General features: G+C 65.1%; 12 protein-coding genes. 6 read left to right on the top strand and 6 right to left on the bottom strand.

Annotated features, from left to right (window positions below):
- Nucleotides 1-59: 59 nt before the first annotated feature.
- Nucleotides 60-2,153 (bottom strand): methyl-accepting chemotaxis protein, encoded by a 2,094-nt coding sequence (locus QA649_RS39315; RefSeq protein ID WP_283021843.1) that lies wholly within the window; start codon nucleotides 2,151-2,153, stop codon nucleotides 60-62.
- Between the two features lie 350 nt (nucleotides 2,154-2,503).
- Nucleotides 2,504-4,597 (bottom strand): HAMP domain-containing methyl-accepting chemotaxis protein, encoded by a 2,094-nt coding sequence (locus tag QA649_RS39310; protein ID WP_283021842.1) that lies wholly within the window; start codon nucleotides 4,595-4,597, stop codon nucleotides 2,504-2,506.
- 275 nt (nucleotides 4,598-4,872) lie between these two features.
- On the opposite strand from QA649_RS39310, the gene QA649_RS39305 reads away from it, so the two are divergent.
- The gene (locus QA649_RS39305; RefSeq protein ID WP_018646636.1) at nucleotides 4,873-5,028 is read left to right on the top strand and encodes a Thivi_2564 family membrane protein; all 156 of its coding nucleotides are present in this window, start codon (nucleotides 4,873-4,875) and stop codon (nucleotides 5,026-5,028) included.
- Between the two features lie 158 nt (nucleotides 5,029-5,186).
- Here QA649_RS39305 and QA649_RS39300 read toward each other — a convergent pair whose 3' ends face one another.
- The 4 genes from QA649_RS39300 to cysD all read right to left on the bottom strand — a co-directional run bounded on the left by QA649_RS39300 (nucleotide 5,187) and on the right by cysD (nucleotide 10,872).
- On the bottom strand, nucleotides 5,187-5,387 hold the full coding sequence (locus QA649_RS39300; protein ID WP_026312563.1) for a CsbD family protein: 201 nt from the start codon (nucleotides 5,385-5,387) through the stop codon (nucleotides 5,187-5,189).
- A gap of 178 nt (nucleotides 5,388-5,565) precedes the next feature.
- A complete protein-coding gene (locus tag QA649_RS39295) occupies nucleotides 5,566-7,731 on the bottom strand; it encodes a malate synthase G (RefSeq protein WP_283021841.1) in 2,166 nt (721 codons plus the stop codon).
- A gap of 409 nt (nucleotides 7,732-8,140) precedes the next feature.
- Nucleotides 8,141-10,057: an adenylyl-sulfate kinase gene (gene cysC, locus QA649_RS39290; RefSeq protein WP_283021840.1), complete on the bottom strand. Its 1,917-nt coding sequence runs from the start codon at nucleotides 10,055-10,057 to the stop codon at nucleotides 8,141-8,143.
- A 20-nt stretch (nucleotides 10,058-10,077) separates the two neighbouring features.
- The gene (gene cysD, locus QA649_RS39285; protein WP_283021839.1) at nucleotides 10,078-10,872 is read right to left on the bottom strand and encodes a sulfate adenylyltransferase subunit CysD; all 795 of its coding nucleotides are present in this window, start codon (nucleotides 10,870-10,872) and stop codon (nucleotides 10,078-10,080) included.
- Between the two features lie 245 nt (nucleotides 10,873-11,117).
- Here cysD and cysG point away from each other — a divergent pair, with 245 nt between their 5' ends.
- The 5 genes from cysG to QA649_RS39260 are packed head-to-tail and all read left to right on the top strand — an operon-like array spanning nucleotide 11,118 to nucleotide 15,738.
- Entirely contained in the window at nucleotides 11,118-12,533 is a 1,416-nt protein-coding gene (cysG, locus tag QA649_RS39280; protein WP_283021838.1) for a siroheme synthase CysG, read from the top strand.
- Nucleotides 12,530-12,847, top strand: a complete 318-nt coding sequence (locus QA649_RS39275; RefSeq protein ID WP_018646646.1) for a DUF2849 domain-containing protein — start codon at nucleotides 12,530-12,532, stop codon at nucleotides 12,845-12,847. The genes cysG and QA649_RS39275 overlap by 4 nt, the downstream gene beginning before the upstream one ends.
- Nucleotides 12,848-12,858: 11 nt before the next feature.
- The gene (locus tag QA649_RS39270; RefSeq protein WP_283021837.1) at nucleotides 12,859-14,514 is read left to right on the top strand and encodes a nitrite/sulfite reductase; all 1,656 of its coding nucleotides are present in this window, start codon (nucleotides 12,859-12,861) and stop codon (nucleotides 14,512-14,514) included.
- Nucleotides 14,501-15,016 carry a DUF934 domain-containing protein gene (locus QA649_RS39265; protein ID WP_283021836.1) on the top strand — a complete coding sequence of 172 codons (516 nt, stop codon included), beginning with the start codon at nucleotides 14,501-14,503 and terminating at the stop codon, nucleotides 15,014-15,016. The genes QA649_RS39270 and QA649_RS39265 overlap by 14 nt, the downstream gene beginning before the upstream one ends.
- Nucleotides 15,013-15,738, top strand: coding sequence for a phosphoadenylyl-sulfate reductase (locus tag QA649_RS39260; RefSeq protein WP_283021835.1), 726 nt, complete (start codon nucleotides 15,013-15,015; stop codon nucleotides 15,736-15,738). The genes QA649_RS39265 and QA649_RS39260 overlap by 4 nt, the downstream gene beginning before the upstream one ends.
- The last annotated feature ends 9 nt before the right edge of the window (nucleotides 15,739-15,747 follow it).

Raw genomic sequence — 15,747 nt, 5'->3', positions numbered from 1 at the left:
GTGGTTATGGGTCCTGGCTTTCGCCAGGACGACGTCGATCGTGTTACGCTGGCGCTTCCCTACGCCGCCCGGATCTTGCCCAGGAAGTCGCTGACCTGCTGGCCGAGTTGGCGGCTCTGCGTCTCCAGCGTTTCGGAGGCCTGCTTGACGTTCTCCGCGGCGCCGGCCGCGGTGTCGGCGTCGGCCTTCACGCCGGTGATGTTGTCCGAGACGTTCTTGGTGCCCTGCGCCGCATATTGCGTGCTGCGGGTGATCTCCTGCGTCGCCGCGCCCTGTTCCTGAACGGCGGCGGCGATCGCGGTCGCGACTTCGTTGACCTCGCCGATGATGCCGCCGATCGCCTGGATCGCGTTGATGGCATCGCCCGCGACCTTCTGGATGTCGGCGATCTGCTCGGAGATCTCCTCGGTCGCCTTGGCGGTCTGGCTGGCCAGCGACTTCACTTCAGAGGCAACCACGGCAAAGCCGCGGCCGGCCTCGCCGGCGCGCGCAGCCTCGATGGTGGCGTTGAGCGCCAGCAGGTTGGTCTGCGCCGCGATGGTGTTGATCAGCCCGACGACCTCACCGATCCGCCCGGCGGATTGCGCCAGTCCCTGTACGGTGCTGTCGGTCTCGCGGGCCTGGTTGACGGCCCGGCTGGCGATGCCGGCGGCATGCGCGGCCTGCTGGCTGATGTCGTTGATCGAGGCCGACAGTTCCTCGGCGGCAGCGGCCACGCTGTCGACGCTCATGGAGGCGTCGTTGGAGGCCTTGCCGGCGATCTCGACGCGCTCGTTGGTTTGGCGCGAGACCGCGGAGAGGTCGCCCGAGGTCTTGCGCATCTCGCCAGAGGCTTCGCTCAATTCGCCCAGCGACTTGCGCACCACGCCCTCGAACTCGCCGACATAGGCCTCCATCGCGCGCTGGCGCGCGGCGGCACCCGCGTTGCGCTCGCGCTCCTGCTCCTCGATCTTGAGCTTGTCGATCGCCTGCTGCTTGAACGTCTCCAGCGCGCCCGCAAGCGAGCCGATCTCGTCGTGACGGTCGAGATAACCGCTGTCGATGGTGAGGTCGCCGCCGGCCACCTCCAGCATGGCGTCGCGGATCCGGTGCAGCGGCGTGATCACGCGGCGGCTGACCGCCAGCATGGCGGCGCCGGTCAGGACGATCGCGGCAACGAGAAGGGCGATATTGACGATCAGCAGCTGCACCGCGGCCGCGCGCTGGGTCGCGGAATGGTCCTTGGCCGCCTCGAGCGCGGCATCGGCGAGCTTGATCGCGCTCGCCATGCGGCCCACCGAGTAGGGGCTCCACTGGTTCGCGGTCATCGATGGCTTTTCGCCCTTGGCGACCGCGGCAATGATGCCGTCGCGCGTGGTGGCGTATTGCGGGTCGAAATAAACGGCCTTGGCGTTCGCCATGGCCGCGGCGAGCGCCGGCGGTAGTTGCATGCCGACCGTGGCGAGCTCAATCGCATTCCAGGCGGTATCGGTGCCGCCAACGAATTTGGTATAGGCGAGTTGAAGCTCGGGCGTGATCTTGCCAGTGCCGAGCGCGTTTCCGACGATCAGCGAGGACTCGCCGGCACTCAGGCGCAAGAGCCAGGCCATCTGCTTGATCATCAGGAACTGGTCGATGATCGCGTCCTGATGATTGACGCTCGCGCCGAGCATCGGCGCCAGCTTCTCGAGGATCGCCATCAGCCCGTCCTCGGCGTCGGTATATTCCTTGGCGAGTGCTGCGCGGCGGGAAGCCTTGGGCTTGGCGACCTCGGTCCAGAATTCTGCCTGCTTCTCAAGCAGCAGCTTGTTCAGCCGACTGAGGTCGGACACCATCGCCTCGCCCTGCGGCAAGTCGATGGAGGGAAGAATCTCGATGGCGCGCGCCAGTGCCGGCATCAGGATGTCGCGGATTCCGCGGATGTATTTTTCAATGTCCTGGTCCAACTGGACGTCGGAGTTGAGCTGGCGGCTGCTGGTCGAACGGTCGGCCCGGATGTTCGCCATTGCCTTGAACACTTCGGCCGAGGCGCCGGAAACCGCAACGATCCGGTTCGCCTGCTGAAGCCGGGTCCATGAACTCCATGCGCTGATCGAGAAGCCGACGACCACAACGAGCGCGGTGGAGAGGATCACCGCTTTCAGCAGCGTGGATACGGTCAGGCGGTTGAGCATCGGACACCCCGGTACGCATTTCGAAGTTCGTGGCCCCGAACGGCAGCCCCCCGACGAACTTCGAAAGACCAAAGGGTTGCACGTGACAGAGGCACCTGCCGTGCGGCAGGCGCTTGAGGCGCATTTGGCCCGAAAAGGGTAAAAACTTAGACAGTGCTCCTGCCGTAAAATTACGGGCGCTATCTCCACCGTCGTCCTGGCGAAAGCCAGGACCCATTACCCCGAATGTCAGCGTGGAGGCACATGCCAACCACCGGCCTGCCAGTTACGACAGCCGGTGGTTATGTGTCCTGGCTTTCGCCAGGACGACGCCGAAGGAGTGGCTGACCGCGCGTGTATAAAGCCTAGCCTTACGCCGCGCGGATCTTGCCGAGGAAGTCGCTGACCTCGTGACCGAGCTGGCGGCTCTGGCTCTCCAGCATCTCGGAGGCGTGCTTCACATTGTCCGCGGCCGCGGCGGCGGCATCCGCGTCGGCCTTGACGCCGGTGATGTTGTCCGAGACGTTCTTGGTGCCCTGCGCCGCAAATTGCGTGCTGCGCGTGATTTCCTGGGTCGCCGCCCCCTGCTCCTGCACGGCGGCCGCAATCGCGGTGGCGACCTCGTTCACCTCGCCGATGATGCCGCCGATGGTCTGGATCGCGTTGATGGCGTCTCCGGCGACCTTCTGGATGTCGGCGATCTGCTCCGAGATTTCCTCGGTCGCCTTCGCGGTCTGGCTCGCCAGCGACTTCACCTCGGAGGCGACCACGGCGAAGCCGCGGCCAGCCTCGCCCGCGCGCGCCGCCTCGATCGTGGCGTTGAGCGCCAGCAGATTGGTCTGCGCTGCGATGGTGTTGATGAGGCCGACGACCTCGCCGATGCGCCCGGCGGATTTTGCCAGGCCCTGCACGGTGCCGTCGGTCTCGCGCGCTTGCGTGACGGCGCGGCCGGCGATGCCGGCGGCATGGGCGGCCTGCTGGCTGATGTCATTGATCGAGGCCGAGAGCTCCTCGGCTGCGGCGGCGACGCTGTCGACGCTCATCGAGGCGTCGTTGGAGGCCTTGCCGGCAACCTGGACGCGGTCGTTGGTCTGGCGCGACACGGCGGACAGATCGCCCGAGGTCTTGCGCATCTCGCCGGAAGCTTCGCTGAGTTCGCCGAGCGTCTTGCGGACCACGCCCTCGAACTCGCCGACATAGGTCTCGATCGCGCGCTGGCGCGCGGACGCGCCGGCATTGCGCTCGCTTTCCTGCGCCTCGATCTTGAGCTTGTCGGTGGCCTGCTGCTTGAAGGCCTCCAGCGCGCCGGCGAGCGCGCCGATCTCGTCCCTGCGGTCGAGATAGCCGCTGTCGACGGCGAGATCGCCCCCGGCGACCTTGAGCATGGCGTCGCGGATGGTGTTGAGCGGACGGATCACGCGGCGGCTGACCAGCATGATCGCGCCGAGGGCGAGGGCGACGGCGAGCGCGAGCAGCACGAGCTGCAGGATCAGCGCGCGCAGCGCAGCACCGCGCTGCTCCAGCGTGTGGTTCTTGGCGGCGTCGAGAGCGGTCTCGGCGACGGCAACCGCGCTGGACAGGCGGCCCACCGTCACCGGCGTCCACTGGTTCGCGGTCATTTCGGCCTTCTCGCCATTGGCGAGCGTGTTGGCCAGGCGATCGCGAAGGGCCAGATATTGCAGATCGAAATAGGCGGTCTTGGCAGCAGTCATGGCGGACGACAGGGCCGGCGGCAGCTGCATGCCCGAGGCCGACAATTCCAGCGCCTTCCACATCGCGGCCGTCCCGCCGACGAACTGGGTGTAGGCGAGGCGAGCCTCCGGCGCGATGCGGCCGCTGTTGAGTCCGAGGGAGATGATCAGCGACGCTTCACCCGCGGTGTTGCGGAGCAGCCAGGCATTCTGCTTGATCGACAGCAGCTGGTCGATCGCCGCGTCCTGGTGATTGACGGTCGCGGCCAAGGCGTTCGAGAGCTTGTCGAGCGTGTCGAGCAGGCCCTGCGTCGTCTCCATATATTCCTTCGGCAGGCCGGCGCGGCGCTGGTCCTTGGGCTTGACGACCTCCTCCCAGAACTGCTTCTGCTGCTCGCTCGCCGATTTGTAGAGGCGCGCAAGCTCCGGCACCAGCGTGCCGGACTGCGGAAACTCCATCGTCGGCAGCAGCTCCAGCGCATGTGCCATTGCCGGCATCTCGGCATCCCGGATCGCGCGCAGATATTTCTCGATCTCTGCATCCATCGGCTCGGTCGCGTTGAGGAGCCGGTTGGTGGTCGAACGGTCGGTGCGCAGATTGTGCATCGCCTTGAACAGGTCAGCGGATGCGTCGGCGATCTGCGAGATGCGGTTGGCGGTCTTCAACCGGTCCCAGGAGGCATAGGCCGTGAGCGAGAGCACAACGACCACGCAGACCGACGTGATCGCGATCACTGCCTTGAGCAGCGCGGATACGGTCAGACGATTCAGCATCGAGGTCCCCCAATTCCCATATCGAAGTTCGAGACGGCGCCCCGGCAACATCGAAAACAAAGGGGCCCGTTAGGATCGGCAATCACATGCCGTTGGCGCCTCAAGGCCAGACGGTTTCCGCATGTGAAAGGAAAAGGGTAAAGTTTTAGGCAGCCAGCCTGCTGGTAGAAATACGCATTTACTAGAAGTTGCAATGGGTTGCCGGGATGGAACCGGCGCGCGAGACTGGCGTTAGGATACCGCGTTAGCAATTTGCCAGAAGGGGGGTCCCTGCAATGCTGATTGGCGTCCTCGTCACTTTTCTCGTCGTCATCCTCGTACTCTATCTCATCAACATGCTGCCGATGGATGGCCGTGCCAAGCAGATCGCGCGCGTCATCGTCATCATCATCGGCATCGTGTCATTGTTGAAATATCTCGCGGTGTTCTAGCGACAGTATCGTAGGCGCGTAGCCCGGATGGAGCGAAGCGAAATCCGGGGTCTTGCCCCAAGCGATACTGGTCCCGGATTGCGCTTCGCTTCATCCGGGCTACCGCTACCTTCAAGCAAAGAGCCCCGGCCTGAGGCCGGGGCTTCGTTCATGCTGCGCTAATGCAGCGACTTCAGCCAGTCGTCGACGTCCTGACGAACCTGGTCCTTGGCCTTGCCGTAGCGTTCCTGGATCCGGCCTTCCAGCTGCTCGCGGCGGCCCTCGATCAATTGAAGATCGTCGTCAGTGAGCTTGCCCCATTTCTCCTTGGCCGATCCCTTGAACTGCTTCCAGTTTCCTTCGATCCGATTCCAGTCCATGACCATCTCCCATGGGTTGATGGCCGGACAACGCGAGGCGCGCGCAGCCGTTCCGCAGCGTGTCGCGACGTTTCGTCCAACAAAAAAGCCCCGGCTCGCGCCGGGGCTTCTGACGTTCCAGTGACTCAGCTCAACCCAGCGCCTTGTTATCCAAGAGCCTTGTTATCCAAGAGCCTTGTTATCCAAGAGCCTTGGCCTCGCGGCGGCGCGCGGTGAGGATGTATTCGGTATAACCGTTCGGCTGCTCGCGTCCCCTGAAGATCAGGTCGCAGGCGGCTTTGAAGGCAACGCCGTCGAAGGCAGGCGCCATCGGCTTGTAGATGGGATCGCCGGCGTTCTGCTTGTCGACGACGACGGCCATGCGCTTGAGCGATTCCATCACCTGCGCCTCGGTGATCACGCCCTGATGCAGCCAGTTGGCGAGATGCTGGCTGGAGATGCGCAATGTCGCGCGGTCTTCCATCAGGCCGACATCGTGGATGTCGGGCACCTTGGAGCAGCCGACGCCCTGGTCGATCCAGCGCACGACATAGCCCAGGATGCCCTGGCAGTTGTTGTCGATCTCCTGCTTGACGTCGTCTGGCGCCCAGTTCGACTTCGACACCGGAATGGTGAGGATGTCGGAGAGCTTTGCGCGCGGGCCACCCTTGGTCAGCTCCTGCTGGCGCGCGATCACGTTGACCTGGTGATAGTGCAGCGCGTGCAGCGTCGCGGCGGTCGGCGAGGGCACCCAGGCCGTGGTGGCGCCGGCCTGCGGATGGGCGAGCTTCTGCGCCAGCATGTCCGCCATCTTGTCGGGCGCGGCCCACATGCCCTTGCCGATCTGGGCGTGGCCGGGCAGGCCGCAGGTCAGGCCCATGTCGACGTTCCAGTCCTCGTAGGCCTTGATCCAGGCCTGCGCCTTCATCTCGTTCTTGCGGATCATCGGGCCCGCTTCCATCGAGGTGTGGATCTCGTCGCCGGTGCGGTCGAGGAAGCCGGTGTTGATGAACATGATGCGCTTGGAGGCGCGCTGGATGCAGGCCTTGAGGTTGACGGTGGTACGCCGCTCCTCGTCCATGATGCCGACCTTGAGCGTGTTCTCCGGCAGCGAGAGCATCTTCTCGACGCGGTCGAAGATCTCGCAGGTGAGCGAGACTTCGTCGGGGCCGTGCATCTTCGGCTTGACGATATAGGCCGATCCCGTGCGGCTGTTCTTGACCTTGGAGTTGCCCTTGAGGTCGTGGATGGCGAGCAGTCCGGAGACGGCGGCATCGAGCAGGCCTTCCGGAACCTCTTCGCCCTTCTCGTCCAGCACCGCGTCGGTGAACATGTGGTGACCGCAATTGCGCATCAAGAGTAGGCTGCGGCCATGCAGCTTGAGCTCGCCCTTGCCGTCAGGCGTCTTGTAGACGCGGTCGGCGTTGAGCGAACGCGTCAGCGTCTTGCCGCCCTTCTCGAAGTCCGCCGACAGCGTGCCGTTCATCAGGCCGAGCGTGTTGCGGTAGACGAGGACTTTATCTTCGGCATCGACCGCGGCGACCGAGTCTTCCATGTCCAAAATGGTCGAGACCGCGGCTTCCATGATCATGTCGGCGACGCCGGCCGGATCGTCCTTGCCGATCGTGCTGCCACGATCGATCTTCACCTCGACATGCAGGCCGTTGTTGACGAGCAGCACCGCGCTCGGCGCGGCCGCATCGCCCTGGAAGCCCGCGAATTGCGCGGCGTTCTTCAGCGCGGTCGCGTTGCCGCTCTTCAGTTTCACCGCGAGTTGGCCCGCGACGACGCTATAGGCGGTGACGTCGGTGTGGCTGCCGGTCGCCAGCGGCGCGGCCGCATCAAGGAACGCCTTGGCCTTGGCGATCACCTTGTCGCCGCGCGCCTTGTTGTAACCCTTGCCGCCCTCGGACGGATCGTGTGGAATCGCGTCGGTGCCGTAGAAGGCGTCGTAGAGCGAGCCCCAGCGCGCGTTCGCCGCGTTCAGCGCATAGCGCGCATTGGTGAGGGGCACGACCAGCTGCGGGCCGCAGATCTTGCCGATCTCCTCGTCGACATTGGCGGTCTCGACCTTCTGCGTCGCCGGCTCCGGCACGAGGTAGCCGATCTCCTTCAGGAAGGCGGTGTAGGCGTCGAGGTCGAACGCCTTGCCCTTGTTGGCACGATGCCAGTCGTCGATCTTGGCCTGCAGCGTGTCCCGCACCGCCAGCAGCGCGCGGTTCTTCGGTCCCAGGTCCTTGATGATGCCTGCAACCCCGGCCCAGAACGCATCCGGCGCGATCCCCGTTTTCGGGGCCGCTTCCTTGGCGATGAAGTCAAACAGGACGGGAGCGATCTTCAATCCGTGGGCGTCGACGCGTTTCATGATGGGCTTTCTTGTTGGAAATGGCTGTTTTTGGCTGCTTTTGACCCGACAGCAGCAAAATGCGCCCACGAGGGGCGGCTTTCGGGACCTATTAGCCCCAAAATCGGGGCGGTGAGAAGACCCCCGGGAGGTTGTCAAAATGTCAAGGAGAGGTGTGGGAGTGACGCCTTTTACAAGCAGTCGAGCCCGGCTCCCGGCCACGCACACAACTGCGCTCCCTCCCCCCTTGCGGGGGAGGGCGGGGGAGAGGGTTGGCCCAGCAAAAGGTGTCTCTGAGATCGACGGAGCGGAATGCTCTTGCTGATGGAGAGAGTCCCCGTGTGAACCCCTCTCCCTAACCCTCCCCCGCAAGGGGGGAGGGAACGCACTGCCTGTGTAGCGGCAGCGAGTGCACCAACGAGAGTGCTCCTCAAATATTCGCGGCGAGGTCCACGAGTTCGTCGAACAGCACGCCTGATGTCTTCAGCATCTGCTCGATCTCGTCCGCCGCCTCGGCCACCGTCCGCTTCGACGTGTCGATCACGAGCTCGGCCGCCTGCGGCGCCTCGTAGTCGTTGCCGATGCCGGTGAACGACGCCAGCGCGCCGGCTCTCGCCTTTTTGTAATGGCCCTTGGGATCGCGATCCTCGCAGACCTCGGCCGGGGTCGCGACATGGATCTCGCGGAACGCGGTGTCGGCGATGCGGCGTGCGGCGGCGCGATCCTCGCGCGCCGGCGAGACCGCGGCAACGATCGCGATGTGGCCGTTGCGGGCGAGGTGTGTCGCGACTTCCGCAAGACGGCGGATGTTCTCGCTGCGATCGGCGGCGGAGAAGCCGAGATCGCTGTTGAGGCCCGCGCGCAGCGTGTCGCCGTCGAGCAGGATCGGCGAGCCGCCATTGGTGAAGAGACGCCGCTCCAGCGCCTTCGCCAGCGTCGACTTGCCTGAGGCGGGCAGACCGGTGAGCCAGACCACCGCGCCGTTGTGGCGGTAGCGCGCCGAGCGCTCGTCGGGACGAAGCGCCGATTCCACCGGAACGATGTCAACAGGCACGGCGCGCTGGCCGGCATCGACCGACAGCACGAGGCCGCCGCCGGCAATGCGCCCGGAGACCTCGATCACGAGACGACCGGTGCGCGGATTCTCGGTGTAGGGATCGGTGGCAATCGGATTCGAAAGAGAAATATCGATCTCGCCGACATGGTTGCGGCCGATCGCCTTGTTCTCGCTGCTCGAGAGCTCGCCGGGGTCGACCGCCTTCTCGATGGCGACGACGGTGGCGCGGCTTTCCTTCGGCCCGCAGCGGACCAATAGCTGGTCGCCCTTGGCGAGCGGCTTGTCGTGCAGCCAGAAGATGCGCGCGCGCAGGCGGCGCGTCTCGCGCGGGGCGGTGCCGGCATGCGCGACGATGTCGCCGCGCTCGATGAACAATTCGCGGTCGAGCGTGATGCCGACCGAGCGGCCGGCTCCTTGCCGTCCCGCCACCGGCGTCACCGGCCAGCTCTCGACCGTCTTGATCTTCGCGATCTTGCCGGCCGGCATGATCACGATCTCGTCGCCGGCAATGAGGCTGCCGGATTCGATGCGGCCTGCCACGATGCGGCGGTCGTCGAACTTGTAGATCGCCTGCACGGGCAGCCGCAGCGCCAGCGCTTCGAGCGGCCGCGCGGGCTCGAGCCTGTCGAGCGCTTCGACCACGGTCGGCCCCTTGTACCAGCCGATGCGGTCGGTGCGCTCAGCAACGCCGTCGCCATCGCGCGCGGAGATCGGGATCACGGCGGTCGGCGTCACGCCGAGACCGTTGAGATGCGCGGAGATCTCGTCGCTGATGTCCTTGAAACGATCGGCCGAGAAATCCACGCGGTCCATCTTGTTGACGACGACAGCGACCTGCTTCACGCCGAGCAGATGCAGGAGATAGCCGTGCCGCCTTGTCTGGTCGCGCACGCCCTCCAGCGCGTCGATGATCAGCACCGCACCATCGGCCTGGGAAGCGCCGGTGATCATGTTGCGCAGGAATTCGGCGTGGCCGGGCGCGTCGATCAAGACGATGTCGCGCGAATTGGTGCGGAAGCGGATCTGCGTGGTGTCGATGGTGATGCCCTGATCGCGCTCGGTCTGCAGTGCATCGAGCAGGAACGACCATTCGAACGGCATGCCGCGCCGCGCGCTGACGGCTTTGAGCATCTCGAGCTTGCCGTCGGGCAGGCTGCCGGTCTCATGCAGGAGGCGGCCGACCAGCGTCGACTTGCCGTGGTCGACGTGGCCGACGATGACGATGCGCACTTGCGGACGCGTGGTGCCGTTCGGGGTCGCCGGCGAAGCGGGAGTGACGATCATGTTCATAGCCGCAAAGCGTCCTAAGGTCAGAGATAGCCGGCGACGCGAAGGCGCTCGAAGGCGTCCTCGGTCTCGTGGTCGAGCGCGCGTCCGGCGCGCTCCGGCACCTTGGTCTGCTCGAGCTCGACCAGGATCTCGTCGATGCTGGACGCCGTCGAATTCACGGGGTTGGTGATGTCCTGATCGCCGAGCGAGCGGTAGCGCTTACCGTCCTTGGCCAGATACAGCGGGATGATCGGAATGTTCTCGCGCTTGGTGTAGGCCCAGATGTCGGCCTCGGTCCAATGCAGGATCGGATGAATGCGCAAATGCGCGCCTTGCGGCGGCGAGGCGTTGAAATGATCCCAGAACTCCGGCGGCTGGTCGCGCACGTCCCAATTGCCTTCGAGCCCGCGCGGCGAGAACACGCGCTCCTTGGCGCGGGTCGCTTCCTCGTCGCGACGGATGCCGGCGATCAGGCCGTCGAAGCCGTATTTGGCGAGCGCCATCTTGAGGCCCTCGGTCTTGCGCGCGGCGGAACGGGCGGCGGGCGGCAGCGTTGGGTCGACGGCATCGATGGGCGGGCAGGGCTCGACACGCAAGTCGAGGTCCCACTCCTTCCCGTAATGATCGCGGAAGCGATACATCTCCGGAAACTTCTTGCCGGTGTCGACATGGAGAGCCGGGAACGGCATGCGGCCGAAGAACGCTTTCCGCGCCAGCCAGATCATGACGTTGGAGTCCTTGCCGAGCGACCACAGCAGGGCGATCTTCTTCAGGCGGGCGAAGGCCTCGCGAAAGATGTAGATGCTCTGCGCCTCGAGCTGGTCGAGATGGTCCATGCTGGGCGCAACATCAGCAGAAAATTCTTGCGAGCCTGAGCGGCTGGCGGAGGCCGGGCTGCTCACTCCGACAGCTGCGGAATCGTCCTTGAGAAGATGCATCTCTGCCACTTTGCGTTTGGAGGCGAATTTTCTATAGTTGCGGTGCAGAAGAGAAGAAAAAATTTTCTCTTTGCGCGCTCGAAACGACACATATATAGAAAATAATTCCAGTCAACCCCGGATGTGGGGGAAGCGAGTATCGCATGCGGTTCTTGCCGGTGTTTCTCGATCTCAAGGCCGGTCCGGTGGTTCTCATCGGCGCGGGTGAGCTTTTGCGCGCAAAACTGCGCGTGCTCACTGCTGCCGGCGCGCGCATCCGCGTGCATGCGGTCGACGGCAATCATGATCTGGGCCTTGGCTCCGAGGACGCTTCGCGCATCGAAATCGCGGCCGGCGATCCGCTGACCGCTGATCTCTCCGGCGTCATCGCCATCGTTTGCGCGGGCGCAGGCGATGTCGGCGTTGCCATGTCGGCGCGGGCGAAGGCGCTCGGCCTGCCCGTCAACGTCATGGACGATCTCGAGCATTCCAGCTTCATCTTCCCGGCCATTGTCGATCGCGGCGATGTCGTGGTCGCGGTCGGCACCGGCGGCACATCGCCGGTGGTAGCGCGGCGCGTGCGCGAGAAGATCGAGGCGCTGCTGCCGGCGCGCATCGGCGAGCTCGCCGAGTTCATTGGCACCTTCCGCAAATCCATCAACGAGCGCATCGCCGAGTTTCCGCTGCGCCGGCGCTTCTGGGAGCGCGTCGTTGACGGCCCGATCGGTGCCGCCGTGCTGGCCGGCCGCAAGGCTGAGGCGGACGCCTCGCTCAAGGCGATTTCCGATCCCTCCGATTTCGCGCGCGCCGACAAGCCGGAAGGCTCGGTCGCGCTGGTTGGCGCCGGTCCCGGCGACCCTGACCTCCTCACCATCAAGGCGCTGCGCGCACTTCAGGACGCCGACATCGTCTTCCATGATGAGCTGGTTTCGCCTGAAATTCTCGACCGCATCCGCCGCGACACCACGCGCGTGCCGGTCGGCCGCCGCGTCGGCAAGCCCGGCATCGGCCAGGACGCCATCAACAAGCGCATGATCGAGGCCGCGCAATCAGGCCAGCGCGTGGTGCGGCTGAAGGGCGGCGATCCCCTCGTATTCGGCCGCGGCGGTGAAGAAGTGGAAGCGCTGCGTGCCGCCGGCGTCGGCTATTCGATCATCCCCGGCATCACCGCAGGACTGGGTGGCGCTGCCGATTTCGAGGTGCCGCTCACTTACCGTCACGAAGCAACCCGCATCACCTTCCTTACCGCGCACAAGGCGCGCGATGCCGACTGGTCGACGCTGACCGACACGAAAATGACGGTCGTGGTCTACATGGGCATGACTGCGGCACCCGCCGTGCGCGCCGGCCTGTTCGCGGCCGGACGTTCGCCGGAAACGCCGGTCGGCGTGTTCGCCCGTGTCACGCGGCCCGATGCGCAAGGCGCGGTCGGTACGCTGCGCGATCTGCCCGAGCTCGTGCGGCGGATCCAGGGCGGTCCCGCCATCCTCATCATCGGCGACGTGGTCCGGCATGCCGGCTCGCTTCGCCGCCAAACACCCAACCAAATCATCTCTGACCTATTGGATGCAGCCGAATGACCTCTCCGCTCGAACAGAAGAAGATCAAGATCGCCGGCCCCTCGGTTGTGACCGCCAACCGCACCTGGGACGGCATCGTGGTGTACCGCACCGCCGCCAAGAGCTGGTCCGCGGACCTCTCGGAAGCTGCGATCGTGCGCAACTCCGACGAGGCCAAGGCGTTGCTTGCGGAGTCGGTGGCCGATGACGTTGGCGCCATCGGTCCCTATATCGCGCCCGTGCAGGTCGGCGAGGACGGCAAGATCCTGCCCGGCAACCTGCGCGAACAGATCCGCCGCACCGGCGTCACCATCGGACAGCCGGCCCAGGTTTAAGGCATTCTTCTATGTACGCTTACGACGAAATCGACCGCACGCTCGTCAACGAGCGCGTCTCGGAGTTCCGCGACCAGGTGAAGCGGCGCCTGTCCGGTGAGCTCACCGAGGACGAGTTCAAGATCCTGCGCTTGCAGAACGGCGTCTATCTGCAACTACACGCCTATATGTTCCGCGTCGCGATCCCCTACGGGACGCTGGCAACGAACCAGTTGCGGGCGCTGGCGCACGTCGCGCGCAAATACGATCGCGGCTACGGCCATTTCACAACGCGCCAGAACATCCAGTTCAACTGGATCAAGCTCGCCGAGCTGCCGGATGCGCTGGCTGATCTCGCCGAGGTCGGCATCCACGCGATGCAGACGTCCGGCAACAACATGCGCAACGTCACCTCGGACCAGTGGGCCGGCGTCGCGCCGGGTGAGATCGAGGATCCCCGCATCTGGTCGGAGCTGATCCGCCAGCACACCACGCTGCATCCGGAATTCTCGTTCCTGCCGCGCAAGTTCAAGATCGCGATCACCGCCTCGGACCATGACCGCGCCGCGATCAAGATCCACGACATCGGCCTGCGCCTGATCAAGAACGAGAAGGGCGAGACCGGCTTCGAGGTGCTGGTCGGTGGCGGTCTCGGCCGCACGCCGTTCATCGCCAAGACCATCAAGCACTTCGTGCATGGCCGCGACATCCTCAGCTACATCGAGGCGATCCTTCGCGTCTACAACCAGTACGGCCGCCGCGACAACATCTACAAGGCGCGCATCAAGATCCTGGTGCACGAGCTAGGCATCGAGAAATTCTCGCGCGAGGTCGAGGACGAGTGGCAGCACATCCGTAACTCCTCGCTCCAGATCGACGACGAGGTGATCGAGGACATCCGCTCGCGCTTCACCTATCCGGCCTATGAGAAGCTGCCGCACATGCCGGACGAGCTGCGCCAGGCCGCGGCCGATCCGGAGTTCGAGGCGTGGCGCAAGAACTCGGTGGCTCCGCACAAGGTGCAGGGCTATTCGATCGTCACGATCTCGCTGAAGCCGACCGGCGGGCCTCCGGGCGATGCCACGGCCGAGCAGATGGACGCGCTCGCTGACCTCGCCGACAAATATTCCTTCGGCGAGATCCGGGTCGGCCATGAGCAGAATCTGGCGCTGCCGCACGTCGCCAAGCGCGATTTGCCGGCGCTGTGGAAGGCGCTCGACAAGCTTGGCCTTGCGACGCCCAACGTCAATCTGATCACCGACATCATCGCCTGCCCCGGGCTCGACTATTGCTCGCTGGCGAATGCGCGCTCGATCCCGATCGCGCAGGAGCTGACGCGGCGCTTTGCCAATCACGAGCTCGCCAACCTGATCGGGCGGCTGCACATCAACATCTCCGGCTGCATCAATGCCTGTGGCCATCACCATGTCGGTCATATCGGCATTCTCGGCGTCGAGAAGAACGGCGAGGAGGTCTACCAGATCACCATCGGCGGCCGCGCCGACGAGAACGCCGCGCTCGGCACCCTGATCGGTCCCGGCGTCAAGTTCGACGAGGTCGCCGACGTCATCGAGGACGTCGTGGAGGCCTATCTGGCGCTGCGCGAGCGTCCGGAAGAATTGTTCATGGACACGGTGAAGCGCCTCGGTGTCGAACCCTTCAAGGAGCGCGTCTATGCCACTCGTTAACGGCGGAAAGATCGCCGACGACAGCTTCGTCAAGCTCGCCGTCGACACCCCGCTGCCCGAGGGCGGCGACATCCTGGTGCCGGCCGAGCGCTTTCTCGGCGAGGCCGACGGGCTGCTCAAGCGCTCGGGCAAGGTCGGCGTGATCTGGCCGAACAATCGCGACATCGCCGAGCTTGTGCCGTATCTCGGCAAGATCGCCGCGGTTGCGCTGGTGTTCCCGACCTTCCGCGACGGGCGCGCCTACAGCCAGGCGCGGCTGCTGCGCGAACGCTACAATTATCGCGGCGAGCTGCGCGCGACGGGACAGGTGCTGCGCGACCAGTTCGTTTTCATGCTGCGTGCCGGCTTCGATTCCTTCGAGGTCAAGAAGCAGGCCGACGCGGAAGCCTTCATGCAGACCGCCAAGCGCTATTCGGTGTTCTACCAGCCGACCGGCGACGGCCGTATCACGGCGCTGCACCGGCGCATGCAGCTGCGTCACTCCGAAGGTGTCGGCACGTGAACGCGATCGCGCCTCAGGTTTCGTCCATCTCTGCGCTGCCTTCGGCGGAGGAGCTCGATCGCGCCTTGCGCGATGCCTCGCCCGCGGAGGTCATCGCCGCGGCGGTGAAGACGGTCGGGCGCGAGAAGCTTGCGCTGGTGTCGTCCTTCGGCACGGAATCGGCGACGCTCTTGAAGGTGATGGCGGATGTCGATCCTGCGATCCCGGTGGTCTTCCTCGATACCGGATGGCTGTTCGAGGAGACGCTGGCCTATCGCGACACACTGATCGCGGCGCTGGGCCTGAAGGACGTGCGCTCGATCAAGCCGTCGGAGGAGACGCTGTCGCGCGAGGATCCCGACCGCGACCTCTGGTTCTCCGATCCCGATGCCTGCTGCCGCATTCGTAAGGTCGAGCCGCTGGCGCGCGCGCTGAAGCCGTTCGACGCCTGGCTCAACGGCCGCAAGCGCTTCCAAGGCAATGCACGCGCCGATATTCCCGTCGTCGAGATCGACGGTGCGCGGTTGAAGTTCAACCCGTTCGCTAATGTCTCGCGCGAGGAACTCGAGGCGATCTTCGTCCGCGCCAAATTGCCGCGTCATCCACTGGCTGCCTCCGGTTTCCTGTCGGTTGGGTGTATGCCTTGCACCAGCAGAACGGCCGAGGGCGAGGATGCGCGCGCCGGTCGCTGGCGCGGCCGGTCGAAGACGGAATGCGGCATCCACACGATGAAGATTTCGTAGCACAGTTGA

It is taken from the genome of Bradyrhizobium sp. CB1717 (genome assembly GCF_029714325.1).
Lineage (GTDB): Bacteria > Pseudomonadota > Alphaproteobacteria > Rhizobiales > Xanthobacteraceae > Bradyrhizobium.
This window is presented reverse-complemented; position numbering and strand designations above follow the sequence as displayed.

Bases quoted from the DNA above. Each gene is read 5' to 3' on its own strand.
- QA649_RS39265 (WP_283021836.1), top strand. From the start codon at position 14,501: ATGCCACTCGTTAACGGCGGAAAGATCGCCGACGACAGCTTCGTCAAG.
- QA649_RS39305 (WP_018646636.1), top strand. From the start codon at position 4,873: ATGCTGATTGGCGTCCTCGTCACTTTTCTCGTCGTCATCCTCGTACTC.
- QA649_RS39270 (WP_283021837.1), top strand. From the start codon at position 12,859: ATGTACGCTTACGACGAAATCGACCGCACGCTCGTCAACGAGCGCGTC.
- cysG (WP_283021838.1), top strand. From the start codon at position 11,118: ATGCGGTTCTTGCCGGTGTTTCTCGATCTCAAGGCCGGTCCGGTGGTT.
- cysD (WP_283021839.1), bottom strand. From the start codon at position 10,872: ATGGACCATCTCGACCAGCTCGAGGCGCAGAGCATCTACATCTTTCGC.
- QA649_RS39315 (WP_283021843.1), bottom strand. From the start codon at position 2,153: ATGCTCAACCGCCTGACCGTATCCACGCTGCTGAAAGCGGTGATCCTC.
- cysC (WP_283021840.1), bottom strand. From the start codon at position 10,057: ATGAACATGATCGTCACTCCCGCTTCGCCGGCGACCCCGAACGGCACC.
- QA649_RS39300 (WP_026312563.1), bottom strand. From the start codon at position 5,387: ATGGACTGGAATCGGATCGAAGGAAACTGGAAGCAGTTCAAGGGATCG.
- QA649_RS39310 (WP_283021842.1), bottom strand. From the start codon at position 4,597: ATGCTGAATCGTCTGACCGTATCCGCGCTGCTCAAGGCAGTGATCGCG.
- QA649_RS39295 (WP_283021841.1), bottom strand. From the start codon at position 7,731: ATGAAACGCGTCGACGCCCACGGATTGAAGATCGCTCCCGTCCTGTTT.
- QA649_RS39275 (WP_018646646.1), top strand. From the start codon at position 12,530: ATGACCTCTCCGCTCGAACAGAAGAAGATCAAGATCGCCGGCCCCTCG.